Source organism: Actinoplanes auranticolor (assembly GCF_018332655.1).
In the GTDB taxonomy this organism is placed as follows: domain Bacteria; phylum Actinomycetota; class Actinomycetes; order Mycobacteriales; family Micromonosporaceae; genus Actinoplanes; species Actinoplanes auranticolor.
In genome coordinates, this window is sequence record NZ_BOQL01000042.1 from 117,364 (window position 1) to 140,295 (window position 22,932).

The 22,932-nt window shown below is 72.4% G+C and carries 24 protein-coding genes; 11 read left to right on the forward strand and 13 right to left on the reverse strand.

Going from position 1 to position 22,932, the window contains the following annotated elements:
- Positions 1 to 672: 672 nt before the first annotated feature.
- The 5 genes from Aau02nite_RS25765 to Aau02nite_RS25785 form a co-directional block, all read right to left on the reverse strand.
- A complete protein-coding gene (locus Aau02nite_RS25765) occupies positions 673 to 1,434 on the reverse strand; it encodes a sirohydrochlorin chelatase (RefSeq protein ID WP_212991134.1) in 762 nt (253 codons plus the stop codon).
- On the reverse strand, positions 1,416 to 2,180 hold the full coding sequence (locus Aau02nite_RS25770; protein ID WP_212991135.1) for a phosphoadenylyl-sulfate reductase: 765 nt from the start codon (positions 2,178 to 2,180) through the stop codon (positions 1,416 to 1,418). Before Aau02nite_RS25770 ends, Aau02nite_RS25765 begins: the two co-directional genes overlap by 19 nt.
- Positions 2,181 to 2,331: 151 nt before the next feature.
- Positions 2,332 to 4,026: a nitrite/sulfite reductase gene (locus tag Aau02nite_RS25775; RefSeq protein ID WP_212991136.1), complete on the reverse strand. Its 1,695-nt coding sequence runs from the start codon at positions 4,024 to 4,026 to the stop codon at positions 2,332 to 2,334.
- A gap of 315 nt (positions 4,027 to 4,341) precedes the next feature.
- A complete protein-coding gene (locus Aau02nite_RS25780) occupies positions 4,342 to 5,889 on the reverse strand; it encodes a sensor histidine kinase (protein ID WP_212991137.1) in 1,548 nt (515 codons plus the stop codon).
- Positions 5,890 to 5,928: 39 nt separating this feature from the next.
- Positions 5,929 to 6,963: an SIS domain-containing protein gene (locus tag Aau02nite_RS25785; RefSeq protein ID WP_212991138.1), complete on the reverse strand. Its 1,035-nt coding sequence runs from the start codon at positions 6,961 to 6,963 to the stop codon at positions 5,929 to 5,931.
- A 197-nt stretch (positions 6,964 to 7,160) separates the two neighbouring features.
- Between Aau02nite_RS25785 and Aau02nite_RS25790 the strand changes: the two genes are divergently transcribed.
- Positions 7,161 to 8,789, forward strand: coding sequence for a tetratricopeptide repeat protein (locus Aau02nite_RS25790; protein ID WP_212991139.1), 1,629 nt, complete (start codon positions 7,161 to 7,163; stop codon positions 8,787 to 8,789).
- Here the strand turns inward: Aau02nite_RS25790 and Aau02nite_RS25795 are convergent.
- On the reverse strand, positions 8,779 to 8,994 hold the full coding sequence (locus Aau02nite_RS25795) for a biotin/lipoyl-binding carrier protein (protein WP_212991140.1): 216 nt from the start codon (positions 8,992 to 8,994) through the stop codon (positions 8,779 to 8,781). The genes Aau02nite_RS25790 and Aau02nite_RS25795 overlap by 11 nt on opposite strands.
- A gap of 134 nt (positions 8,995 to 9,128) precedes the next feature.
- On the opposite strand from Aau02nite_RS25795, the gene Aau02nite_RS48110 reads away from it, so the two are divergent.
- A complete protein-coding gene (locus Aau02nite_RS48110) occupies positions 9,129 to 9,203 on the forward strand; it encodes a 50S ribosomal protein bL37 (protein ID WP_372433306.1) in 75 nt (24 codons plus the stop codon).
- 69 nt (positions 9,204 to 9,272) lie between these two features.
- Here the strand turns inward: Aau02nite_RS48110 and rsrA are convergent, their stop codons facing one another.
- The 5 genes from rsrA to Aau02nite_RS25820 form a co-directional block, all read right to left on the reverse strand.
- Complete coding sequence (rsrA, locus tag Aau02nite_RS25800; protein WP_433721836.1) at positions 9,273 to 9,560, reverse strand: mycothiol system anti-sigma-R factor; 288 nt, start codon at positions 9,558 to 9,560, stop codon at positions 9,273 to 9,275.
- Positions 9,557 to 10,390, reverse strand: coding sequence for a sigma-70 family RNA polymerase sigma factor (locus Aau02nite_RS25805; protein ID WP_281421027.1), 834 nt, complete (start codon positions 10,388 to 10,390; stop codon positions 9,557 to 9,559). The genes rsrA and Aau02nite_RS25805 overlap by 4 nt, the downstream gene beginning before the upstream one ends.
- A 70-nt stretch (positions 10,391 to 10,460) precedes the next feature.
- Complete coding sequence (locus tag Aau02nite_RS25810) at positions 10,461 to 11,060, reverse strand: alpha/beta hydrolase family protein (RefSeq protein ID WP_212991142.1); 600 nt, start codon at positions 11,058 to 11,060, stop codon at positions 10,461 to 10,463.
- 11 nt (positions 11,061 to 11,071) lie between these two features.
- Positions 11,072 to 11,467 carry a WhiB family transcriptional regulator gene (locus Aau02nite_RS25815; RefSeq protein ID WP_212991143.1) on the reverse strand — a complete coding sequence of 132 codons (396 nt, stop codon included), beginning with the start codon at positions 11,465 to 11,467 and terminating at the stop codon, positions 11,072 to 11,074.
- Positions 11,468 to 11,698: 231 nt separating this feature from the next.
- Positions 11,699 to 12,388 (reverse strand): SOS response-associated peptidase, encoded by a 690-nt coding sequence (locus tag Aau02nite_RS25820; protein WP_212991144.1) that lies wholly within the window; start codon positions 12,386 to 12,388, stop codon positions 11,699 to 11,701.
- A 68-nt stretch (positions 12,389 to 12,456) separates the two neighbouring features.
- Between Aau02nite_RS25820 and aroA the strand changes: the two genes are divergently transcribed.
- The 6 genes from aroA (at position 12,457) to Aau02nite_RS25850 (ending at position 18,116) form a co-directional block, all read left to right on the forward strand.
- A complete protein-coding gene (gene aroA, locus Aau02nite_RS25825; RefSeq protein WP_212991145.1) occupies positions 12,457 to 13,749 on the forward strand; it encodes a 3-phosphoshikimate 1-carboxyvinyltransferase in 1,293 nt (430 codons plus the stop codon).
- A 2-nt stretch (positions 13,750 to 13,751) separates the two neighbouring features.
- On the forward strand, positions 13,752 to 14,804 hold the full coding sequence (gene rsgA / locus Aau02nite_RS25830; RefSeq protein ID WP_438841173.1) for a ribosome small subunit-dependent GTPase A: 1,053 nt from the start codon (positions 13,752 to 13,754) through the stop codon (positions 14,802 to 14,804).
- Between the two features lie 75 nt (positions 14,805 to 14,879).
- Positions 14,880 to 15,695: a histidinol-phosphatase gene (gene hisN, locus Aau02nite_RS25835; RefSeq protein WP_212991146.1), complete on the forward strand. Its 816-nt coding sequence runs from the start codon at positions 14,880 to 14,882 to the stop codon at positions 15,693 to 15,695.
- A gap of 70 nt (positions 15,696 to 15,765) precedes the next feature.
- Positions 15,766 to 16,632 carry a hypothetical protein gene (locus Aau02nite_RS25840; RefSeq protein ID WP_212991287.1) on the forward strand — a complete coding sequence of 289 codons (867 nt, stop codon included), beginning with the start codon at positions 15,766 to 15,768 and terminating at the stop codon, positions 16,630 to 16,632.
- Between the two features lie 145 nt (positions 16,633 to 16,777).
- Positions 16,778 to 17,548: an ATP-binding protein gene (locus tag Aau02nite_RS25845; RefSeq protein ID WP_212991147.1), complete on the forward strand. Its 771-nt coding sequence runs from the start codon at positions 16,778 to 16,780 to the stop codon at positions 17,546 to 17,548.
- Positions 17,549 to 17,558: 10 nt separating this feature from the next.
- Positions 17,559 to 18,116: a DUF5709 domain-containing protein gene (locus Aau02nite_RS25850; protein WP_212991148.1), complete on the forward strand. Its 558-nt coding sequence runs from the start codon at positions 17,559 to 17,561 to the stop codon at positions 18,114 to 18,116.
- On the opposite strand, the gene Aau02nite_RS25855 is transcribed toward Aau02nite_RS25850, so the two are convergent.
- Entirely contained in the window at positions 18,113 to 18,742 is a 630-nt protein-coding gene (locus Aau02nite_RS25855; RefSeq protein ID WP_212991288.1) for a response regulator, read from the reverse strand. The two genes, Aau02nite_RS25850 and Aau02nite_RS25855, sit on opposite strands and share 4 nt — an antisense overlap.
- A 31-nt stretch (positions 18,743 to 18,773) precedes the next feature.
- Positions 18,774 to 19,904, reverse strand: a complete 1,131-nt coding sequence (macS, locus tag Aau02nite_RS25860; protein WP_212991149.1) for a MacS family sensor histidine kinase — start codon at positions 19,902 to 19,904, stop codon at positions 18,774 to 18,776.
- Positions 19,905 to 19,968: 64 nt separating this feature from the next.
- Here macS and Aau02nite_RS25865 point away from each other — a divergent pair, with 64 nt between their 5' ends.
- The 3 genes from Aau02nite_RS25865 (at position 19,969) to Aau02nite_RS25875 (ending at position 22,881) form a co-directional block, all read left to right on the forward strand.
- The gene (locus Aau02nite_RS25865) at positions 19,969 to 20,361 is read left to right on the forward strand and encodes an ATP-binding protein (protein ID WP_212991289.1); all 393 of its coding nucleotides are present in this window, start codon (positions 19,969 to 19,971) and stop codon (positions 20,359 to 20,361) included.
- A 100-nt stretch (positions 20,362 to 20,461) separates the two neighbouring features.
- On the forward strand, positions 20,462 to 21,520 hold the full coding sequence (locus Aau02nite_RS25870) for a carbohydrate-binding protein (protein ID WP_212991150.1): 1,059 nt from the start codon (positions 20,462 to 20,464) through the stop codon (positions 21,518 to 21,520).
- Between the two features lie 116 nt (positions 21,521 to 21,636).
- The gene (locus Aau02nite_RS25875) at positions 21,637 to 22,881 is read left to right on the forward strand and encodes a family 16 glycosylhydrolase (RefSeq protein WP_212991151.1); all 1,245 of its coding nucleotides are present in this window, start codon (positions 21,637 to 21,639) and stop codon (positions 22,879 to 22,881) included.
- Positions 22,882 to 22,932: the final 51 nt, after the last annotated feature.

Sequence of the window (22,932 nt, forward strand, 5' to 3'; positions counted from 1 at the left end):
AGTGACCGGCGAAGCCGGACGAGGGCGCCGAGCACCTCGCCACGGTGCCGCCCGGACTTGAGCCACGCCGGCAGCCGGGCGATCAAAGTCATGCCGCGGTCCGTGGTCCCCCGCTCCCGCAACCCGGCGGCGAGGTATCCCTCCAGCAGCTCCAGATGCGCGCGGTTGAAGGCCCACAGGGTCCGCCCGCCGCAACACGTCGTCCGCAACCACAGCGGCAGCCCGAAGTACGGGTCGACCGGCCCACCCCAGCACGACCCCGCCGCGCCGCCTCAGGAAGAGCCGAGCGCCCACAGCCGGGACACACGAACCGGCGCGGCCAGGAGAGCGCAAGCACGCCGTCGACCGGCTCAGCGATGACGAACGCCCGGCCACCACACCGCGGACAGACGACGTCGATGTCCTCGGTGGCGAGGTGATAGATCCGGGTCCCTGGATCGCGAAACCGAAGCTGGTGTGCCATGTCGGTCAGAGTGCCGGAGAACACCGGCCGGAGCACCCCGGATTCGACCGGCCCGGGCGGGCGAGTGCGACGACACCGTCGCAGCAAAGGCCGGGCGAGGTCACGCCGAGCCCGGAGCCGAGGATCCGATCAGGACCAGCCACGAGCCGTTCCCTGAGCGGCCGAGCCCGAGCGGGTCAACCAGCCGGGACAAACCATGAGCCACTCCCTCAGGCAGCGAGCGCGGCGACCGCACCGACCCGAGGGGCCGTAGCGTCCAGCACCCGCCCAGCGACCAACTCCGCAACAGCCGGAACATCCGTCAGCGGCTCACCCGCCGCACTGATCCCCGCCTCCCGAGCCGACCCCAACGTCGAATCCCACAGCAACCCGGGCGCAAGGAAGTACGACACCAGGGCAACCCGCTCGTACCCCGCACCACGAAGATCACGAACGACGTCCCCGGACAGCGGTGGGGAGGCCGACGCATAGGCCACCCGGCACGGCACGCCCAGGCGGGCGCTGAGGGCCGCCGCGGCCTGCTCCACCGTCGCTCGGGCGGCAGCGTTGCGGGTCCCGGCCGCCGCCAGCACCAGCGCGTCAGCCGTGACCGGGCCGAGCCGGCTCACCAGCGCGTCCAGCAGCAGCCCGGGAACGCGACCGCCGACCGGTCCCAGCACCTCCGCCTGCGACACATCCAGGCCCGGGTGCTCGGCTCGGGCCGCGGTGATCTCGCCCGGGACGTCGACCCGGCCGTGGTACGCCGAGGTCAGCAGCAGCGGCACCAGCACCGCACGACGGTGGCCGGCCTCGGCGAAGGTGGCCAGTACCTCCCGCGGCCGGGGGCCGGCGTGGTCCAGATAGGAGGCTCGCACCTCCCAGCCCGGGTGCCGCACCGCGACCGCCCGGGTCAGCGCTTCGGTCGCCCGGGCCGCGCGGGGGTCACGGCTGCCGTGGGCGGTCAGCGTGACGGCTAGACGTGCAGGCCGCATTCGGTCTTCTCGAACATCGCCCAGCGGCCGGCGCGGGGGTCCTCGCCCGCCTTCGTGCGCCGGGTGCACGGCCAGCAGCCGATCGAGCCGTACCCCTTCTTGAAGAGCTCGTTGACCGGCACGTTCCAGCGCGCGATGTAGCGGTCGACGTCGGCCTGGGTCCAGGCCGCGATGGGGTTGACCTTGACCTTGCCCTTCTTGGCGTCGAAGGCCACGACCGGGGTGTTGGCCCGGGTCGGGGACTCGTCGCGGCGCAGGCCGGTGGCCCAGGAGTCGTAGTCGCTGAGGGCGCGCTCGAGCGGCTCCACCTTGCGCAGGAAGCAGCACTCGTCGGGGCTGCGGGCGAAGAGCCGGGGCCCGAACTCGCCGTCCTGCTGGCCGACCGTCATCCGCGGGCGGATCGAGCGCACGTTGACGTCCATCGTGCGCGCCACCGTGTCGCGGATCTTGAGGGTCTCCGGGAAGTGCAGGCCGGTGTCGAGGAACACCACGTCCACCCCGGGCGCGACCCGGGAGAACAGGTGGGCCACGACCGCGTCGGCCATCGAGCTGGTCACGCAGAAGCGGTCGCCGAAGGTGCTGGTCGCCCAGCGGGCGATCTCCTCGGCGGGGGCACCCTCGAGCGCGACGCCGGCCGCATCGGCCAGAGCCTTCAACTCGACGGCGTTGCGGCGGGTCGGATCGGCCGGGGCGGCGGGGGCCCCGAGGGACACCAGCCCCAGACCGGCGGCGGTCACCACAGTCATCGGTTCACTCCCTTGGCGAGCAGTCCGTTGAACTTGACCGTGAAAACACGGGCACAGGAGTGGCACTCCCAGGCGCCGTGCGAAGCCTCGTTGGGGCGCAGGTCCTCTTCACCGCAGTAGGGGCAGTACAGCGGGGCCGATCTGGCGTCGCTCATTTCACGAGCTCCTCTTCCGCCCGGATGACCCAGTCGGCGAAGGTCTCGCCGTCGCCGCGACCGGCCAGGTAGTTGCGGGCGATGCGCTCCACGTACCCGGGGAGTTCCTCCGCGGTGGCCTTCAGGCCCCGCACCTTGCGGCCGAAGCCGGCGGTCTGGCCCTGCGCCATGCCGAGGCCGCCGCCGAGGTGGATCTGGAAGCCCTCGACCTGCTCGCCGTGCTCGTTCATGACGAGCATGCCCTTGAGGCCGATGTCGGCCACCTGGGTGCGGGCGCAGGCGTTGGGGCAGCCGTTGATGTGGATCGAGATGTCGGCGTCGAAGTCGCGCAGCCGCTCCTCCAGCCGGGCGACGAGCTCCTCGCCGCGGGCCTTGGTCTCGACGATCGCGAGCTTGCAGTACTCGATGCCGGTGCAGGCCATGGTGCCGCGGCGCCAGGCCGACGGCCGGGCCTCCAGCCCGATCCCGCGCAGGCCCGCGACCAGCGGTTCGACCTGGTCGTCGGCGATGTCCAGGACCAGGAGCTTCTGGTACGGGGTGAGCCGTACCCGGTCGGACCCGTGCGCCGCCACCAGATCGGCGAGCTTGCTGAGCTGCACGCCGGACGACCGGCCGACGACCGGCGCCGCACCCACGTAGTTCCGGCCGTCCCGCTGCTTGTGCACGCCGATGTGGTCGATCGGCTTGGCGGGCAGCTCGGGCGGCGGCCCGTCCATCAGCGCCCGGCCCAGGTACTCCTTCTCCAGGACCTCGCGGAACTTGGCCACGCCCCAGTCGGCCAGGAGGAACTTCAGCCGGGCCCGGTTGCGCAGCCGCCGGTAGCCGTAGTCGCGGAAGATGCCGACCACGCCCTCCCAGACGTCCGGGATGTCCTCGAGCGGGACCCAGACACCGAGCCGCTCGGCCAGCCGCGGGTTGGTGGAGAGGCCGCCGCCGACCCAGAGGTCGAAGCCGGGGCCGTGCACCGGGTGCACCACACCCAGCAGCGAGATGTCGTTGACCTCGTGCGGCGTGTCCGGCAGCCAGGAGATCGAGGTCTTGAACTTGCGGGGCAGGTTCGAGTAGCGCGGGTCGCCGATGTAGCGGCGGAGGATCTCGTCGATGGCCCACGTGGGGTCGACGACCTCGTCCGGCGAGACCCCGGCGACCGGGCTGCCGAGCACGATGCGCGGGCAGTCGCCGCACGCCTCGGTGGTCTGCAGGCCGACGGCCTCGAGGCGGCGCCAGATCTCCGGCATGTCCTCGACCCGGATCCAGTGCAGCTGGATGTTCTGCCGGTCGGTGATGTCGGCGGAGCCGCGGGCGAACTCGGTGGAGATGTCGGCGATGGTCCGCAGCTGGGCGAGGTTGAGCGTGCCGCCGTCGATGCGGACGCGGAGCATGAAGTACTCGTCCTCGAGCTCGTGCGGCTCGAGCACCGCGGTGCGACCGCCGTCGATGCCCGCCTTGCGCTGGGTGTAGAGCCCCCACCAGCGGAAACGCCCGCGCAGGTCCTGCGGGTCGATGCCCGCGAAGCCGGTGTGGGCGTAGATGTTCTCGATCCGGGCCCGGACGTTGAGCGGGTTGTCGTCCTTCTTGATCCGCTCGTTCGGGTTCAGCGGCTCGCGGTGTCCGAGCGCCCACTGGCCTTCACCGCGCGCCTTGCGGGGGCGGGCGGCGGGCTTGGTGGCCGGGGTGCTGTCCAGCGCCATGTCGGCGTTCCTCCAGGTAATTCTGCCGGTGGGCGCGCTGTACGCGGTCGGCTCCTGTGAGGGCTCGCGACTTCGATGTCTGGCGAGGGCCGGCGCGTCGTGCGCGCCCGAAAAAAGAGATCGGGCGGCGTCAGGAAGCCGGACACATCGCGCTGCGGACACGGCCGTAATCGACGTGGCGACGAGCCACGAAGCGGCGGTCAACTGCAGCGGTCATGCCGGTAAGCCTCTCACGCGGGACCCTTTACGGCCAGTGCGGTCCAGATTCCGGGAGTGTGGCGGCGAACACCGTGCGTCAGAGGTTCCGGTGGCGCGTCAGCGCTTGCCGAGCGGGACCACCAGGACGGCCTCGGTACCGCCGCCGGCCCGGTTGCGCAGCTCGATGCTGCCGCGCAGTTCGCCGGTGGCCAGCGCGCGGACGATCTGCAGGCCCAGCCGGCCGCTCGCGTCCGCGTGGAAGTCCGCCGGCAGCCCCTGGCCGTTGTCGGCCACCGTCACGTGCAGCTGCTTGCGGAACCGGTGCGCCGAGACCACGACCTCGCCGGTCGGCGCCGGCGGGGTCAGCGACGGCTCGGGCGGCGGGGCGTCCTCGTCCGGGGCCGGGAAGCCGTGCTCGACCGCATTGATGAGCAGTTCGTTGAGGACCATCACCAGCGAGGTGGCGATCTCGGCCGGCAGCACGCCGAAGGTGCCCTCGCGGCGCATCTTGACGGTGATCTCGGTGGCGGCGACCTCGGTGGCCGCCGTGGCGACGCGGTCCACGATGCCGTCGAAGTCGACCGCCTCGTCGCTCGACATGGACAGCGTCTCGTGCACCAGGGCGATCGACGCGACCCGGCGTACGGATTCCTGCAGGGCCACCCGGGCCTCCGGGGCGTTGACCCGCCGGGCCTGCAGGCGCAGCAGCGCCGCGACCGTCTGCAGGTTGTTCTTGACCCGGTGGTGGATCTCGCGGATCGTCGCGTCCTTGGTCATCAGGGCGCGGTCGCGGCGGCGGACCTCGGTGACGTCGCGGGCCAGCACCAGCGCACCGATCGGCACGCCCGCCGGCATCAGCGGCAGCGCCCGGATCAGCACGGTCGCGCCCCGGGCCTCCACCTCCTTGCGGGGTGGCGCCTCGCCGCGCAGTGAGGTGAGGATGCGTTCGGCCGCGTCGGTGCCCTCGAGCGGGTCGGCGGCCAGCCGGCTGGAGAGCACCGACAGCTCCTCGCCGACGAGGTGGGCGTTGAAGCCGAGCCGCCGGTACGCGGACTGCGCGTTCGGGCTGGCGTAGGTGACCTTGCCGCCGGCGTCGAGGCGGATCAGCCCGTCACCGACGCGCGGGGCGGACGTGGTCTCGCCCGGGTGCGCGGGTGGCGGGAAGGTGCCGTCGGCGACCATCTGGGCCAGGTCGTCGGCCGTGGTCAGGTAGTTCAGCTCCAGCTGGCTCGGGGTGCGCGCGGTGGACAGGTTGGTGTCGCGGCCGATCACCGCGATCACCTCGATGTTCTCGTCGGCGCCGCGCAGCCGTACCGGGATCGCCTCGTGCCGGGCCGGGGTGTCGCCGTACCAGACCGGGTCGCCCTCGCGCCAGATCCGGCCCTGGGTGTACGCGATGTCCAGGTGGGCCACCTCCGGCCCGCCGACCTTCTTGCCCACCTGGTCGTCCTGGTACGCCGTCGAGGACGTGTTGGGCCGGACCTGGGCGACACAGAGGAACTCGCGCGGCGTGCCCTCCTCCCCCCGCAGCGGCACCCAGAGCAGCAGGTCGGCGAACGAGAGGTCGGAGAGCAACTGCCAGTCGCCGGCGAGCCGGGTCAGGTGGTCGATGTCGTCAGGACCGAGGCCGGTGTGCTCTTCGGCGAGATCGCGCAGGGTGGACACCGCACAAGCCTGCCATGCCCGTGTTGCCGGCTCACACGTTCAGAGCGTGGAGGTGACCTTGTTCAAGCCGCGCGGGGCGTCCGGGTCCTCGCCGCGGGCCAGCGCCAGGGCCAGGGCCAGGCGCTGCAGGGGCAGGATGTCGAGCAGCGGGGCGTAGCGCTCGTCGACCGCCGGGACGGCGAGCCGGCCGGCGGCACCGGGGATGTCGGTGGCCCCGACGGTGACGACGTCGGCGCGCCGCTCGCCCAGGCGGGTCACCACGTCGGCCATGGACGCGCCGCCGGGTCCGGTGCCGACGACGGCCAGCACCGGTACGTCGGGGTCGGTCATCGCCAGCGGTCCGTGCAGCAGGTCGGCGCCCGAGAAGGCGAGGGCCGGCAGGTACGACGTCTCCATCAGCTTGAGGGCGGTCTCCCGGGCGGTCGGGTATGCGTACCCCCGGCCCGTCGTGACCAGGCGCGACGCGAAGCGGTAGCGCTGCGCGAGCTCGTCCGCGCCGTGAGCGGCCAGCGCGTCCTCGGCGAGCTGCGGGAGCTTCTCGAGCGCGGCGCGTTCCTCCGGCGGCAGCGTGCCGTCGCCGCTGCGGATGCCCTCGACCAGCAGGAGCAGGGCGAACAGCTCGGCCGTGTAGGTCTTGGTGGCGGCGACGGCGCGCTCGTGACCGGCGGCCACGTCCACCGAGAGCTCGGCCGTCCGGGCCAGCGTGGACTCGGGGTTGTTGGTCACCGCGAGGGTCAGTGCGCCACTCTCCCGGGCGACCTTGAGCACCTCGGTCAGATCGGGCGAGCCGCCGCTCTGGCTGACCCCCACGACCAGCGCGTCCTTGAGGTCCGGGCGGGCGCCGTAGAGCGTGATGGCGCTGGGCGAGGCGAGACCGACCGGGAGGCCGAGCCTGATCTCGGTCAGGTACGCGGCGTAGAGCGCGGCGTGGTCCGAGGTGCCCCGGCCGACGAACACCACATGGCGGGGGCGCCGCTCGGCCACCCGGGCCGCGGCGTCAGCGATCGCCTTCGCCGGCTCGCCCTCCAGCAGCCGTGCGTAACCCTCCGGCTGCTCTGCGATGTCAGCTGCCATTCCCTGGCCTCGCTGCGTCACTGGCCTTCTCCCTCATGCGCGGTACAGCTCGATCGGTGCGCAGTCTTGCACTTTTGAACGAGAAAACGCAACGTTTCGAGCACAGATGCGCAGGGATTGCGGCCTGACATATCGAGATTCGTCGCCTAGGCTCGCGTGCGGTGGCACACGGCGTGCCATCGAAGGAAGGCGTGGCCATGGAAGACCCCCGGCGCTCCGCCGATCGCGACCTCGAGCAGGCCCGCGCGGCCCTCGAGCGTGGCGAGATGCACCACGCCGCCGATCACCTGGCCGGCGCCATCGCACACGCGCCGACGCTGCCGGAGACGCACGAGCTGCTCAGCCGGCTGGCCGCCCGTGCCGACGGCGGCCTGGAGCTCTTCCCGCTGGAACAGCACGCCTTCGTGGGCACAGTGGTCGCCCGGGCCCACCTGCTCGCCGCGGCCGGCCGGCCCGAGGACGGCCTGCCGCTGCTGGTCGCCGCGAGCGGGCACACGCCCGGGGCCGACTGGGCCGGGGTGCCCTGGGTCAGCGACCCGGCGCTGGGCGCCCGGATCGACCCGGCGCTGCTGGCGCAGATCGTGATGCAGCTCTGCACCACCATCGGCGACCCGGCTCCGGAAGCCGGCCGCGAGTCCCTGCTGCCGTATCTGACCCTGGTCCGGCACGCCGTCGAGGCGCACCCGGAGCAGGCCATGCTGCTCGGTGCGGGCTCCGCCCTGGCCCGCCGGCTCGGTGAGCCCACCCTGGCGGTGGAGTGGGCCGTCCGCGGCGCCCGGCTGCGCCCGTCCAAGCTGGCCGAGATCTGGCTCGGGTACGCCTACCGCAGCGCGGACCGCATCCCCGAGTCGCTCGCCGCCCTGCGCCGCGCGGTCATGTACGACCCGGACGACCTCTCGGTGTACGCGGACATCGCCGGCACCCTGGCCGACCACGGCCGCCTCGACGACGCGCTGGCCTGGGCCGACCGGGCGCTGGCCAAGGATCCCGAGTTCGACTGCGCCGTGCACACCGCGCACCGGCTGCGCTACCGCGCCGACGGCGATCTGACCCACCTGATCCGCCTGGCCGATTTCCAGCGCGACCACCCGGACGACACCCACGAGCACGCCGACCTGGCCGACTGCTGCGCCGACCAGCCCTGGCTCAGCCGGGTGCCGTCCGCGCCCGGCACGACGCCGGACCCGGCCCGGGAGCCGTTCGTGGCGGGCCGCCCGACGGACGCCGCCGTGCAGCGCCTGCACCGGGTCGCCCACCCGCTGTGGCCGCATCCACCGGCCGCCTACGACGCGGCCCTGGGCCTGGTGCTGGTCGAGCCGGAGGATCTGCTGGCGCTGATCGCCTACCCGCCGCCGGCCCCGGACAACGAGGTGGGACAGGCGCTGGCCACCCACGATCCGGCGCTGTGGGAGCGTTGCGCGCAGGTCTGGGCCTGCCTGGGGTTGCTGCACCAGCGCACGGACGAGCCCTGGGCCGGCTCGGTGCGCCGCCGGCTGCTGGTCGAGCTGGCCACCGGGGGCACCGACCAGATCACCGAGGCCGCGCTCTTCGCCCTGGTCACGGCGGCCTGGGTGGACCCGGCGGCCCGGGCCGACGTGGCCGAGCTGGTCACCCGCCGGCTGGCGGAGATCACCGCGACGCGGCAGCCGCTGGCCTGGTCGGTGGCGCAGCTCGCGCTGGCCACCCCGGAGCTGGGGGCGCCGGTGCGGCTGCGGGCCGCGGAGGTGGTGCGCGCCGAGGAGGATCACGCGGCGCCGATGCTGCCCCGTCAGCGCCGCCGCGGTGGTCGCCTGCGGCGCTGGCTGTCGGGCCGCACTACTCGATGACGGCGATCAGGTCGCCTTCCTGGACCACGTCACCCTCGTTGACCGCGAGCTGAGCCACGACCCCGTCCGACTCGGCGAGCACCGGGATCTCCATCTTCATCGACTCGAGGATCACCAGGGTGTCGCCTTCCTCCACCTCGGCTCCCGCGGCGGACACGACTTTCCACACGTTGGCCACCATTTCGGCTCGGATCTCGTCGGCCATGATGAAGTCCTCCTCGTCGCGGCGCTGCTCCGGTGACGGTATCCAATCATGCTCCGGCCGCGGGGGCATACGGGGCGGGCCGGGCGGGCCGTCTACCATCGGCGGGTTGACCGCGAGGACGAACGGAGATCGAGATGGCGAAGAAGTCTCGTAAGAAGAAGGCCCGGAAGAAGAACGCCGCCAACCACGGCAAGCGCCCCAACTCCTGAGCCGTGGACGACGAGAAGGGCCGGTAGCACGCGCTACCGGCCCTTCTTCACGTCTGACGCCCCCGCGGGTCAGGGCAGGAACTCGTGGCTCTCCGCCTCGACCACGTACTCGCTGAGCTTCACCCGGAGCCGCTCGCGCAGCTCCTTGGGTGCCGTCTCGTCGCCGCAGCAGCGGGCGACGAGCGCCTTCACCTCGTGCTCGATGCCGTACTCGCGCAGGCAGTCGGAGCAGTCGTCGAGGTGCCGCTGGATCAGCTCGCGCCGGTCGTCGCTGCACTCCAGGTCGAGATACAGGTAGACCTCGCTGATCACGACGCTGCAGTCGGTCTTCTGGGCTTCGTCGTTCACGTCGCTCACGCCTCCTGAGCGGCGGGCGCGCCGGAGGTGCGGGTGATGCCACGGTCGACGGCGTACTGCTCGAGCAGCTTGCGGAGGTTCCGCCGGCCGCGGTGCAGACGGGACATGACCGTGCCGATCGGCGTACCCATGATGTCGGCGATCTCCTTGTACGAGAAACCCTCGACATCGGCGAGGTAGACGGCCAGCCGGAACTCCTCGGGCAGCTGCTGCAGCGCGTCCTTGATGTCGCTGTCGGGCAGCCGGTCCAGCGCCTCGGTCTCGGCCGAGCGCAGACCCGCGGACGTGTGCGACTCGGACGAGGCGAGCTGCCAATCCGAGATCTCCTCGGTGGGAGCCTGCACGGGCTGACGCTGCTTGCGCCGGTACGAGTTGATATAGGTGTTCGTGAGGATGCGGTACAGCCAGGCCTTGAGGTTCGTACCCTCCTCGAACTGGTGGAACGCGGAGAACGCCTTGAGGAAGGTCTCCTGCACGAGGTCCTCGGCATCGGCGGGGTTGCGCGTCATGCGCAGGCCCGCCGCGTACAGCTGGTCCACGAAGGGCAGCGCGTCCCGCTCGAAGCGCGCCCGGCGCTCCTCGGTCTTCTCGCTGCGTTCGGTTCTTTCCGTCCGCTCTGCTGGCGTCACCCGCACGTCTCCCCTCGACCGCCCCGCCGAGGATACGGGTAGTGCCCCGTCAGCAGATTCAAAAACCGCCGGTGATGTGACGCTCACCGATGATGTGACGGGCCCCGTGACAGCCGCCGGCCACTCGGGCGCGTGCAGCAGCTGCTGCACCTTGCGCACCTGCGGGCCGCCGCGCTGGATGAATCCGGTTCCGGCTTGCACTTTGGGGTACCCCTTCCGACGTACAGCCTTCCGGGTGGTGTAACGGCGGCGGGGGTGCCCGCATTCCGGATCAGCGGGCCCACCTGTGCGCCCGCAACCAGGCGATCACGATCTCGGCGGTGCCGGGCAGATCACGGCGCAGATCGTGGACGGCGCCGGGGCGTACGGCGACCTGCACGACACCGCCCGGCTCGGGCACGCCGAAGGGGTCACGGTCGCCGTTGACGACCAGGGTGGGGATGCGGACGGGCAGCTCACCGGCGCGGCTGCGCTCCGGCTTGCCGGGTGGGTGCAGCGGGAAGGCGAGCGCGAGCACCCCGGCCGCGCCGAGCTGCTCCGCCGTCCGGCAGGCGACCCGGGCCCCGCTGGAACGGCCGCCGAGGATCAACGGCAGCTCGCCTCCGAGCTCCGTCACCACCGTGGTCCAGGCCTCGTCCAGGTGGCCGGCGGGGGCCGGCGCCCGGCGCCCGGCGACGCGGTACGGCTGGGTCACCAGCACCACTCGGGCTCCGGCGGCCACGGCGGCGTCATGCACGGCCGTCAGGTCGGGCGCGTCGACGTCACCGCCCGCGCCGTGGCCGAGGACGAGCTGACAGAGCGACGGGCCGGCCGGGTCCGTGATCCGGATCCCCGCCGGCCCGCGCGGTGTGTCGATCGAGAAGCTGTGCACAGCTCCTATGTCTAGCGGCTCACCGGCACCAGCGTGAGCAGGCGGCGATCTTCCTCGTCCGGCCCGTCGTCGACTTCCTCGCCGTCCGGCCGCACCCGTTCGCGCCAGGCGACCAGCATGGCGCGCCGTTCGCGAGGTGTCGTCCCGCCCCAGACGCCGTGGCAGTCGCCCACCTGCAGAGCCCAGGCCAGGCACGGCCCTTGGACTTCGCAGCTGCCGCAGAGCGCGACCGCACTCTCGGACGGCTCGTTCGGAGCCGGGAAGAACGTTTCCGGATCGACCGTGCGGCAGGCGCCGCGGGTGCGCCACGCTTCATCACTACGACGGTCTTCGATCGCGCTGAGCAACCTTGGGTCGCGCCTGGCAATGGCGACCTCATGTGGACGCGGCATTCGAGCACGTGTCATCAGCCCACCTCCCCCGTGGGTACCGGTAGAGCCGTGATGGGCGGTCCGCACCGTACGGATCGACATCACACCGGCGCTGGTTTCTATCGCACGGAGGAAGATCAGAACAAGGGTCTTATCTATCTCGCAACAAAGTTTCCTGATTAGAACCCCAGCATATGGGGGTATAACGCTTCGCGGTTGTCAGCGAAGCGGCAATTCGGACACCCGAAATGATCCCATTCTCGGGGCTCAGAACAGCGTCACCTCCGCGGCGGTCACCGGCTCCGGAGCGGTCAGCAGATGTGGGCCGTTGTTGCGCACGTTCCCGACGTCCGGACGGACCGGGCGGACCTCGATCGCCGCCAGCTCGGCGGGCGACATCGGCTCCAGCAGAGCGGGCGCGTCACCACCGCCGGCCAGCCACTGCGGCCAGCGCTCCCGCGGCAGGATCAGCGGCATCCGGTCGTGCACCTCGGCCAGCTCGCCCAGCGCGGCGGTGGTCAGCACGCTGCAGGTCAGCAGCTGCTCGCGCCACATCGTCCAGATGCCGGCGAAGGCCAGCACCGAGGAATCGCGCGGGGTCAGGTAGAACGCCCGCTTGCTCCGGCCGTCGCGGACCCACTCGAACCAGCCGTCGGCCGGGACCAGGCACCGGCGGCGCTGGAACGACGAGGCGAAGGCGCGCGAGGTGGCCACGGTCTCGGCCCGGGCGTTGATCATCCGGGCGCCGGCGCGCGGGTCGTCCGCCCACGGCGGGACCAGGCCCCAGCGGGCGGTGTCCAGCACCCGGCCGTCGTGCCGCTGCGACATGCGGACCAGGGGAACGGGATCGGTGGGAGCGACGTTCCAGCTCGGCCCCGGCGCCTCCGCGACGCTCGTGGCGTCGAAGAGCAGGCTGAGGTCGGCCTCGCTCCGCGTCGTCGCGTACCGCCCACACATAGCGCCGACCCTACGCCCGGCGCGCCGATCGTGTTGCCCCGCGCGAGCTGTCGTACCCGAACGGCAGAATGGGTGCCGTGACAGCTCAAGCGCGCCCCTGGACGGCCCCCGTCAGCAGCCGGCCGGTGACGGCCACCCTCGGCCTGCCCGGGTCCAAGTCGATGACCGCCCGGGCGCTGGTGCTGAGCGCGCTGGCCGGCGGGCCGTCCACGATCCGCCGCCCGCTGCGGGCCCGGGACACCACGCTGATGGCCGCCGGGCTGCGGGCCCTGGGCGTCGCGGTGGACACCACGGCCGACGAGGTGTGGACGGTCGAGCCCGGGCCGCTGCGCGGACCCGCCCGCGTGGACGTGGGGCTCGCCGGCACGATCATGCGCTTCGCACCGCCGGTGGCCGCGCTAGCCGACGGCACGGTCACCTTCGACGGCGACCCGCACGCCCGGAACAGGCCGCTGCGGCCCATCGTCGAGGCGCTGCGCGCGCTGGGTGCCGACATCGACGCTTCCCCCACCGGCGGGCTGCCGCTGGTGATCCGCGGCACCGGCCTGGTCACCGGCGGCGAGGCGGTGATCGACGCGTCCGGGTCCAGCCAGTTCGTCTCCGGGCTGCTGCTCTCCGCCCCCCGCTTCGCCAAAGGGCTGGTGCTGCGGCACGAGGGCCCGCCGGTCCCCTCCGCGCCGCACCTGCGGATGACCACCCACATGCTGCGCGCCGCGGGCGCGTCGGTGGACGAGAGCGTGCCGGACGTCTGGACCGTCGAGCCCGGCGGCCTGCGCGGACGGTCGTGGGACATCGAGCCGGACCTGTCCGGGGCGGCGCCGTTCTTCGCGGCGGCGATGGTCACCGGCGGCGCCGTCACGCTGGCCGGCTGGCCGCGCGACAGCTGGCAGCCGGTCGGCCTGCTCACCGAGCTGCTGACCGCGCTGGGCGCCGAGGTGAGCCAGGACGACGCCGGGCTCACCGTGCGGGGCACCGGCGCGCTGCACGGCATCCGGGCCGACCTGTCCGAGGTGAGCGAGCTGACCCCGGTCGTCGCCGCGCTGGCCGCGCTGGCCGACGGGCCCAGTGAGCTGCGCGGGGTGGCGCACATCCGCGGCCACGAGACCGACCGGATCGCGGCGCTCGCCACCGAGCTCGGCAAGGTGGGCGCGGGCGTCGTCGAGCACCCGGACGGCCTGGAGATCACCCCCGGGCCCCTGCGGGCGGCCACCCTCGAGACCTACGCCGACCACCGGATGGCGCACGCCGCCGCGGTGCTGGGACTCGCCGTCGAGGGCATCCGGCTCACCGACGTAGCGTGTACCTCCAAGACTCTGCCGGAGTTCCCCGAGCTCTGGGCAGACCTCGTGACAGGGAGCTGAAGCTGCCGGGCAAGAAGCGCGAGTACGACGAGGACGACGTCCGGATCAGACCGGGACGGTCGTCGCGTCCGCGTACCCGCACCAGGCCCAAGCACGAGGACGCCGTCGACGCGCTCGTGATCACCGTGGACCGCGGCCGGTACGGCTGCATCCGGGAGGACGCCGAGCACCTCGACGAGCTGATCACCGCGATGCGCGCCCGTGAGCTGGGCCGCAAGTCGGTCGTCGTCGGGGACAGGGTCGCCCTGGTCGGCGACACCTCCGGGGCGCCCGGCGCGCTGGCCCGGATCGTGCGGATCGCCGAGCGCACCTCGGTGCTGCGCCGGACGGCGGACGACGACGACACCACCCCCGAGGGCCGGCTGGAACGCGTGGTGGTGGCCAACGCCGACCAGCTCGTCATCGTCAGCGCACTGGCCGACCCGCAGCCGCGCACCGGCTTCATCGACCGTTGCCTGGTGGCGGCGTACGACGCGGACATCGAGCCGCTGCTGTGCCTGACCAAGGCCGACCTGGCCGGGCCGGCCGGGGTGCTGGACTACTACGCCGAGCTGGACCTGCCGTACGTCCTGGTGAAGCCGGAGAGTGACCTGACCGAGGTGCGCGACCGGCTCGCCGGGCGCCTCTCCGTCATGGTGGGCCACTCCGGCGTCGGCAAGTCCACCCTGGTCAACAGGCTGGTGCCGGACGCGCTGCGGGCCGTCGGCGTGGTCAGCGCGATCGGCAAGGGCCGGCACACCTCGACCAGCGCGGTCGCGCTGCGCCTGCCCCGGGTCCGCAAGAAGGGCGACCCCGGCTGGATCATCGACACGCCGGGCATTCGCAGCTTCGGGCTGGCCCACGTGAGCGCGGAGAGCCTGCTGCACGGCTTCCCCGACCTGGTCGAAGGCACGGTGGACTGCCCGCCGAACTGTGGGCACACCGCGGCCGACGGGGACTGCCGGCTGGACGCGTGGGTGGCGGCCGGCAAGGCGGATCCGCGGCGGCTGGCGTCGTACCGCCGGTTGTTGAGCTCGCGCGCCGGCGAGGACAACTCGCGCGACCAGGGCGAGTAGCACCCGGATCGGCGGCCGTGGGACCGGCGGCGCGGCCCGGTGAGGCCGGGCCGCGCGATCGGCTAGCGTGCCCGCATGGCCTCGTATGCCGATGACCTCGCTCTCGCCCACCTGCTCGCCGACGCCGCGGATTCGATCTCCGTGACCCGGTTCCGGGCCCTGGACCTGCATGTCGAGTCGAAGCCGGACCTCACCCCGGTCTCCGACGCCGACAAGGCGGTCGAGCAGGCGATCCGCGCGACCCTGGCCCGGGCCCGCCCGCGCGACGGCGTGCTCGGCGAGGAGTTCGGCATGTCCACCCCGCCGGCCGGGCAGGGCAACCGGCACTGGGTGATCGACCCGATCGACGGCACCAAGAACTTCATCCGCGGGGTGCCGGTCTGGGGCACCCTGATCGCCCTGCTGGAGGGCGAGCGGCCGGTCGCCGGGCTGGTCTCCGCCCCGGCGCTGGGCCGCCGCTGGTGGGGCGCGCTGGGCCACGGGGCCTGGGCCGGCAAGCACCAGCGGGCCGCCGCCCGGATCTCCGTCTCGGCCGTGCGCCGGATGGCCGACGCCAGTTTCTGCTACGCCAGCCTGCCAAGCTGGGAGGAGGCCGGCCGGCTGGAGCCGATGCTGCAGATCATGCGGGACTCCTGGCGCAGCCGGGCCTACGGCGACTTCTACGGCTACATGCTGCTCGCCGAGGGCGCCGTGGACGTCATGGTCGAGCCCGAGCTGTCGCTGTGGGACGTGGCCGCCCTGATCCCGATCGTGACCGAGGCCGGTGGCGCGTTCACCGACCTCGCGGGTGAGCGGGCGCCCGGTGACGGCAGCGCCATCGCTACCAACGGTCACTTGCACGAGGAAATTCTCGGTCGGCTGGCTGCTGGGATCGCCTCGACGCACCGTTAGTCTCCGGGCGCCGCCACAGCTGGTCTATTCTCGCCGGGTGATGTCGCCGGGCTGGTTCTACCTCGCCGCGATGATTGCCGCGTACGGGGTCGCCAACCTGCTGCAGTCGATGGCGGCGGCCCGGACCACCGTGCATCACACCTTCGACCCGCAGCTGCTGGTCCGTCTCGCCTGTCACCGTACGTATCTGCTCGGGCTGGTCTGTCAGGTTCTGGGCTTCGTGCTGGCCTTCGTCGCCCGGCGTGACCTGCCGCTGTTCCTGGTGCAGGCCAGCGTGGCGGCCGGGCTGGGAGTGACGGCGCTGCTGGGTGTCCTGGTGCTGAAGTGGACTCTGCCCGTCGCCGAGGTCGCGCTGCTGGTGCTGTTGCTCGGGGGCATCACCGCCCTGGTGCTTTCCGCCCAGCCGGCCCATTCCCGCCAGCTAGGGACCGAGGGCGTGGTCGGCCTGGCCGTCGCCATGGCGGTCATCGGCGTGCTGGGCTTCTTCGCCGTACGCCTGCACGGCGCCCTCGGCTCGGTCGCGCTCGGCTCGCTGGCCGGCATCGCTTTCTCCGCCGCTGCCATCGCCGCCCGCCCGCTGGCCATGGAGCAGTCGGCCGGCGGCTATTTCAGCAACCCGCTGCTCTATCTGCTCATCGCCCACTCCATCGTCGGCCAGCTGCTGCTCGGCCTGGCCATGCAGCGGGGGTCGACCACGGCCGCGGTGGCCGCGATGGACGCCGCCGGCGCGGTGCCGGCCGCGATCGTCGGGTTGCTGCTGCTCGGCGACCGGATCCATCCCGGCCGCGAGTGGCTGGCCGCGGTCGGCTTCGTCGTGACGCTCGGTGCGGTGATCGCCATGACCCGCTACGCCGAGCCCCAGCACCACCACGCCACCGCCCGCCCGGCATCGGGCCGGCGCCCGGACGGCGCCCGGCTGCATCCTGCCGGACGATGAGCGTGCATGAGCCGCCGCTCACGGGGTAACCCCCAAGCCCATGCCCATCTGCCCCGAATAGTGCAGATAACCGGTCACAACGCACCCGCGGGCGGCCCCGTGCCGGAATGCGAACCCCACCCGCGTTAGGCACAATGGAGCGATCATGGCGAGCGAGGTCCGACTACAGGTCGACGCGGGACAGGCCTATCCGGTCGTCCGGGTGACCGGGGTGCTCGACACCGTCACCGCCCCGACGGTCCGGTTCTGCCTGCTCGATCTGCTCGCCGGGCAGCCCGAGGCCGTGGTCGTCGACGTCCGGCAGCTCACCGTCGGTGAGCCGGCCGCGGTCGCCGTACTGGCCGGGATCGCCCGTGACGCGGCCGACTGGCCGGGCTGTCACCTGCTGCTGGGCGCCGGTGCCGACGCCGCGGCCTGGCGCGACACGGGCCTGCCGGTCTGGCCCACCCCCGAGGAGGCCGTGGCGGCCCTGGGCGCCCCGGAGCCCCGGCGCTTCCTGCGGGCCCCGCTCGAGCCCGTCGTCGGCGCCGCCCGGCGGTCGCGGGAGCTGGTCACCGAGGCGTGCGGCCGCTGGGACCTGCCCGAGCTGGCCGGGCCCGCCTGCATCGTGGTCACCGAGATGGTCAACAACGTGGTCGCGCACGCGCACACCCCGATGACGGTGCTGCTCGCCCTGCGCGGCGAGAGCATGTCGGTGGCCGTCCGCGACCAGTCCCCGCACGTGCCGCGCTTCACGGGCAGCCCGGTCCCGGTGACCTCGTACGGCGGCCGTGGCCTGCTGCTGATCGACTCCGTGGCGCAGCGCTGGGGCAGCCTGGTCCTGGAGGACGGCAAGGTCGTGTGGGCCGTGCTGGACGCCGGCGAGTCCGCCACCCAACTGCCCAGCACAGGCTTGGCGGGCCGGGCCCACGGGTAGATTGCGGAACATGCGAGACAACGACTACCCGGCTGAGGTGTCCGACCCGGAAGCTTCGGGGCTGCCCGAGACGGCGGACGACGACTCGAACGCGTACGACTCGGTGGAGAGCACCCGGTGGGCCGACGGCGCCGACCCGGCAGCGCTCGCGGGAGTCGGCCCCGGCGGTTCCAACCGCTACGGCGACACCGCCGAGGAGGCCCGTCAGGGCGAGCCGCTCGACTACCGGCTGCGCCAGGAGGAGCCCGACGTCGGCGCCGAGGACCCGCTGCCGGCCGACCGGGACCCGATCGACGAGACCGTCGACTCCTCCGAGCAGCGGCGGTTCGACGCGGACGTGTGGGGCGAGAGCCCGACCTCCGACCCGAATTCCGCGGTGTCGCTCTACGACGACGGCCAGCTCGACGCGGACAACCCGCAGCCCGTGGGCCGGCTCGTGGAGACCGACGAGGGCTACGGCACCGACGACGAGGCCGACAGCATCGCCTACGACGCCGGTGCGGCCGGCGGCGGCGCCAGCGCGGAAGAGCTGGCCATGCACGAGACCAACGCGCCCGACTATCGCTAGTCGAGCCCCTGCTCGATGGCGTAGCGGGTGAGCTCCACCCGGTTGTGCAGCTGGAGCTTGCCGAGCGTGTTCTGCACGTGGTTCTGCACGGTGCGGTGGCTGAGGACGAGCCGGTCGGCGATCTGCCGGTACGACAGACCCTTGGCCACCAGCCGCAGCACCTCGGTCTCGCGCTCGGTGAGCTTCGGTGTCATGCCGTCCGCGGCCGGGGGCTCGACGGCCAGCCGCCGGAATTCCCCGAGCACCAGCCCGGCCAGCCCGGCCGTGAAGACGGTGTCCCCGGCGGCCGTGCGACCCACCGCGTCCAGGAATTCCGCCTGGGCCGCGGACTTGAGCAGGTAGCCACTCGCCCCGGCCTTCACCGCGTCGAGCACGCTCTGCTGCTCACCGCTCGCCGAGAGCATCAGCACCCGGACGCCGGGCACCGCCTCCAGCAGCCCGTTGATGACCTCGACGCCGGACACGTCCGGCAGCTGCAGATCGAGCACCACCACGTCGGGGCGCGTCGCCGCGGCGATCCGGACGGCCTGCCGCCCCTCGCCGGTGGTGGCGACCACGTCGTAGCCGGCCGCGGTCAGGTCACGGCTGACCCCCTCGCGCCACATCGGATGATCGTCGACGACCATGACCCGGGTCCTGGGTGCCTCTGTCACCGGCTCAGCCTATCGAGGCGCGCGGCACGCTGAGTTCCACCTCGGTGCCCTGCCCCGGTGCGGAGGTGATCCGTACCGTGCCGTGCAGGTCGGCGATCCGGCCGCGGATCGACTGGGCCACGCCGAGCCGCCCCTGCTGCTCGGCCTGGGCGAAGCGCTCGGGCGGCACGCCGCAGCCCTCGTCCCGCACGCTCACGGTCACCTCGGCGGGCTCGTCCTCGACCAGCACCCACGCCTTGGTGCCCGGATCGCAGTGCCGCACCACGTTGTCCAGGGCGGCGCCGACGGCGGCGGCCAGCCCGGTCGCCACCCGGGACGGCAGGCGGACCGCGCCGGCCGGGGCGGCGACCGACACCGTGGCCGACGCGTACGGGTCGAGCAACGTCATCAGATCGACCTCGGCGTGCTCGTCGACCGGTTCCGCCGTACGCCCGGTGACCAGCGTGCGCAGCGCCGCCTCCTGCTCACCGGCCAGCCGGGCCAGCTCGCCGGCCTCCCCGTCCAGGCCGGCCCCGCGCCGCTTGACCAGGGCGAGCACCTGCAGCACCGAGTCGTGGATGTCGCGGGCCAGCCGTTCCCGCTCGCGGATGGTCGCCTCCAGCTGGATGGCCCGTTCCAGGCGCCGCTGCGACACCTGGGCGATGCCGACGAGGTAGCCGACCGCCGTGGCGGCCAGCACCATCAGCACCGTGCCGGTGAATGCCGCCTGGTCGTAGTGCGCGCGCACGGTCAGGTCGGTCGCGCCCATGGCGAGCGCCGCCACGATGCCCCAGCGCCGGCCGCCGGCCACGGCCCAGGCGATGACCGGGGCGACGTGCCAGGCCACGGCCAGGGTCGGCAGGCCCGCCTCGAGCCCGGCGCGGCCGACCACGAGCAGGCTGGCGGCCATCACCGCCATCGTGACCAGCAGGTCGGTCACCAGCAGCGGGGGCCGGCGGCGGGCCGGTACGGCGTACGCGTACGTGGTGAACACGGTCCACCCGGCGACCACCGCGAGCGCCGGCCAGGCCAGCATCGGCCGCTGGTAGGCGCCGACGTTGCGGACCACCAGCACGGCCACGTAGACCAGGGCGGCGATCCGGTACACCGCGATCGCCCGCCACAGCGGGTTCTGCAGCCCGCTCGATTGCGCCATGGCCAGACGATCCCACACAGCCGCTCGCCCAGCGGAATGATCAGACGTCGCCTACGGTCGAGTCATCGGTACGGAACCACTGATCTCCGAGGCGTTCGACCGTAGCCGGATCACCGCGCTGCGGCATGCCGTCGCGGCCCGGGCCGAGGAGGCGGGCGTGACCGGGGAAGGGCTGGACGACTTCGTGGTGGCGGTCAACGAGCTGCTGACCAATGCCGTACGGCACGGCGGTGGCACCGGGCACCTCGCTCTCTGGGCGCAGGACGGTGCCGTTTTCTGCGACGTGACCGATCACGGCACCGGTCTGGAGTCGGTGACCCCGCAACGACCACCGCCGGACCAACCGGGCGGGTGGGGCCTCTGGCTGGTCCGGGAACTGACGGACACATGTGCGATCAAAACCGGACCCGGCGGTACGGCCGTACGCATTTCCCGACGCACCGACCCGAAATCCTGAATCTTTTTTTAAATTCGGTCGTCCCGACTTGACGTTTGGCCGCAGATCTTCTTATGTCTCTGCTGACGCTTCAGCATCATTGCCCCCCGGAGGTTTCCCCGTGCCGCGACACAGCGCGCCGCAGCAGCCCACGTGGCTGCGCCCCCGACTGGTCGTCGCATTCGTCGTCGCGACCGCCGGACTGGTGACCGCCGTCTGGCTGCCGACCCGCAACGACAGCGCGGACGCCGCGGAGCGCAACCGCAGCACCGATCGCCTGAGCCGGTCGCTGCCCGCCTTCGCCGACGACTTCTCCGGCCGGCGCGGCAGCACGGTGGACCCGGGCAAGTGGGCGCTGCGCACCGACCGGGCGGGCGACGGCGTGCAGTTCAGCCAGAGCGTCCGCAACGCCCGGCTGGACGGCCGGGGCAACCTCGTGATCGTGCTGCGCGGCGAGGACCGTGACGCCTTCTCCACGGCCCGGCTCTACACCCGCGGAACGCTGCGGGGCACCACCGGCCACGTCGAGGCGCGGATCAAGGCGCCCGCGGGCGAAGGCCTGCGGCCCACGTTCGAGCTCGTCAGCGCGACCCGGACGAACACGGGCGCGCTCGACGTGCTGGGTGAGCCGGTCACCGACGACGGTTTCCACACGTACGCGGTGGACTGGAAGCCGGGCGAGGTCACCTTCTCCGTCGACGGCCGGCAGGTCCGGCAGGAGACGCTGCGGAACGTGGACACCGGGCAGCCCTTCCGGCTGGCGCTGAGCCTCACGGTCGGCGACAACCGCCGCGACGCCGACCTCCCGGCACGGATGGTCGTGGACTCGGTCAGCTTCTCCGGGGCCGACGCCTCGGCGGAGCCGCCCGCCACGACGCCGCCGACGAGCGAGGCGCCCACCACCCCGCCCACGACTCCGCCGGCCACCGAGCCGACGGACGCACCCACCAGCGAGCCGCCCACCAGCGAGCCGACGACCGCACCCACCACCACCCCACCGCCGGCCACCTCGGCGCCGGCCCCGCCGGCCCCGGCCGCCGCGGAGTGGGCGCCGTTCACCGACTACGTCGCCGGGCAGCTGGTCACCTTCAAGAAGGTCGAATACCAGGTGCTGGAGACGCACACGTCGCTGCCCGGCTGGGAGCCGACCGCGCTGCCGGCGCTGTTCAAAAAGATCTAGCCGCCGGGGAAAAGCGTTATCGGGGGTTCCGGAACCAGTCTCCCTTGACTGGCACCGGTCAATCTGTAAACACTGTTTAAAGTGTTAACAACCTCTCCCCCGGAGGCTCATCCCCCATGCGAAAAACCCGCATACTCCTCGCGGCGGCCGTCGTCGCCGCGACCCTCACCAGCGCCCTGGTCGCCGGCTCCCGCAACGACACCGCCGACGCCGCCATCGGCGGCATCACCTGGCAGGACGAGTTCAACGGCGCGGCCAACAGCCCGATCGACGCCAGCAAGTGGAAGTTCGACATCGGCGGCAGCGGCTGGGGCAACAACGAGCAGCAGTACTACACCAACTCGACCAGCAACGTCCGCCACGACGGGCAGGGTCACCTGGCGATCACCGCCCGCAAGGAGAACCCGGCCAACTACCAGTGCCACTACGGCACCTGCCAGTACACCTCGGGCCGGATCCTGACCGCGGACAAGTTCAGCCAGACCTACGGCCGGTTCGAGGCCAGCATCAAGGTTCCCCGGGGTCAGGGCATCTGGCCCGCCTTCTGGATGCTCGGCGGCAACAACTGGCCGACCACCGGCGAGATCGACATCATGGAGCACGTCGGCAAGGACCCGACCACCGTGTACGGCACGGTCCACGGCCCCGGCTACTCCGGTGCCGAGGGCGTCGGCGGCAACCGCAATCTCGGTGTCCCGCTGAGTGACGCGTTCCACACCTACGCCGTGGAGTGGTCGCCCAACCTGATCGTCTGGTTCGTCGACGGCTCGGAGTACTTCCGGGTCACGCCGGCCAGCCTCGGCGGCGACCGGTGGGTCTTCGACCACTCGTTCTTCATGATCCTCAACCTGGCGGTCGGCGGCCACTGGCCCGGCTACCCGGACGGCACCACGCAGTTCCCGCAGACCATGCTGGTCGACTACGTCCGCGTCTCCTCGTGGACCGACGGCGGCGGCACCACCCCGCCGCCGGCCACCGGCGGCAACGCCCTGCGCTCCAACTTCAGCAACCGCTGCATCGACATCCCCGGCGGCAACGCCGTCGACGGCGCCCGGCTGCAGCTGTGGGAGTGCAACGGCAGCGGCGCGCAGAAGTGGGCCCCCAACGGCGACGGCACGCTGCGCGCGCTGGGCAAGTGCATGGACCCGGCCGGTGGCGCGCTGACCAACGGCACACCGATCCAGCTGGTCACCTGCAACAGCAACCCGGTGCAGCGGTTCACCCTGTCGGCCGCGGGTGACCTGGTGAACGTCTCGTCCAACAAATGCGTCGACGTGAAGGACTGGAACAGCGCCAACGGGGCCCAGCTGCAGCTGTGGGACTGCGGCGGCACCACGAACCAGAAGTGGACCAAGGTCTGACCCTGTTTGCGTACGACCGTTACTCTGCCGCCCGGGCCGCTTCGGCGACCC

Excerpts from the sequence above, each read along its gene's own strand:
- Aau02nite_RS25765 (WP_212991134.1), bottom strand. The coding sequence starts at position 1,434 with ATGCGGCCTGCACGTCTAGCCGTCACGCTGACCGCCCACGGCAGCCGT.
- Aau02nite_RS25770 (WP_212991135.1), bottom strand. The coding sequence starts at position 2,180 with ATGACTGTGGTGACCGCCGCCGGTCTGGGGCTGGTGTCCCTCGGGGCC.
- Aau02nite_RS25775 (WP_212991136.1), bottom strand. The coding sequence starts at position 4,026 with ATGGCGCTGGACAGCACCCCGGCCACCAAGCCCGCCGCCCGCCCCCGC.
- Aau02nite_RS25785 (WP_212991138.1), bottom strand. The coding sequence starts at position 6,963 with ATGGCAGCTGACATCGCAGAGCAGCCGGAGGGTTACGCACGGCTGCTG.
- Aau02nite_RS25790 (WP_212991139.1), top strand. The coding sequence starts at position 7,161 with ATGGAAGACCCCCGGCGCTCCGCCGATCGCGACCTCGAGCAGGCCCGC.
- Aau02nite_RS25795 (WP_212991140.1), bottom strand. The coding sequence starts at position 8,994 with ATGGCCGACGAGATCCGAGCCGAAATGGTGGCCAACGTGTGGAAAGTC.
- Aau02nite_RS25815 (WP_212991143.1), bottom strand. The coding sequence starts at position 11,467 with ATGACACGTGCTCGAATGCCGCGTCCACATGAGGTCGCCATTGCCAGG.
- Aau02nite_RS25820 (WP_212991144.1), bottom strand. The coding sequence starts at position 12,388 with ATGTGTGGGCGGTACGCGACGACGCGGAGCGAGGCCGACCTCAGCCTG.
- aroA (WP_212991145.1), top strand. The coding sequence starts at position 12,457 with ATGGGTGCCGTGACAGCTCAAGCGCGCCCCTGGACGGCCCCCGTCAGC.
- hisN (WP_212991146.1), top strand. The coding sequence starts at position 14,880 with ATGGCCTCGTATGCCGATGACCTCGCTCTCGCCCACCTGCTCGCCGAC.
- Aau02nite_RS25840 (WP_212991287.1), top strand. The coding sequence starts at position 15,766 with ATGATTGCCGCGTACGGGGTCGCCAACCTGCTGCAGTCGATGGCGGCG.
- Aau02nite_RS25845 (WP_212991147.1), top strand. The coding sequence starts at position 16,778 with ATGGCGAGCGAGGTCCGACTACAGGTCGACGCGGGACAGGCCTATCCG.
- Aau02nite_RS25850 (WP_212991148.1), top strand. The coding sequence starts at position 17,559 with ATGCGAGACAACGACTACCCGGCTGAGGTGTCCGACCCGGAAGCTTCG.
- Aau02nite_RS25855 (WP_212991288.1), bottom strand. The coding sequence starts at position 18,742 with ATGGTCGTCGACGATCATCCGATGTGGCGCGAGGGGGTCAGCCGTGAC.
- macS (WP_212991149.1), bottom strand. The coding sequence starts at position 19,904 with ATGGCGCAATCGAGCGGGCTGCAGAACCCGCTGTGGCGGGCGATCGCG.
- Aau02nite_RS25875 (WP_212991151.1), top strand. The coding sequence starts at position 21,637 with ATGCGAAAAACCCGCATACTCCTCGCGGCGGCCGTCGTCGCCGCGACC.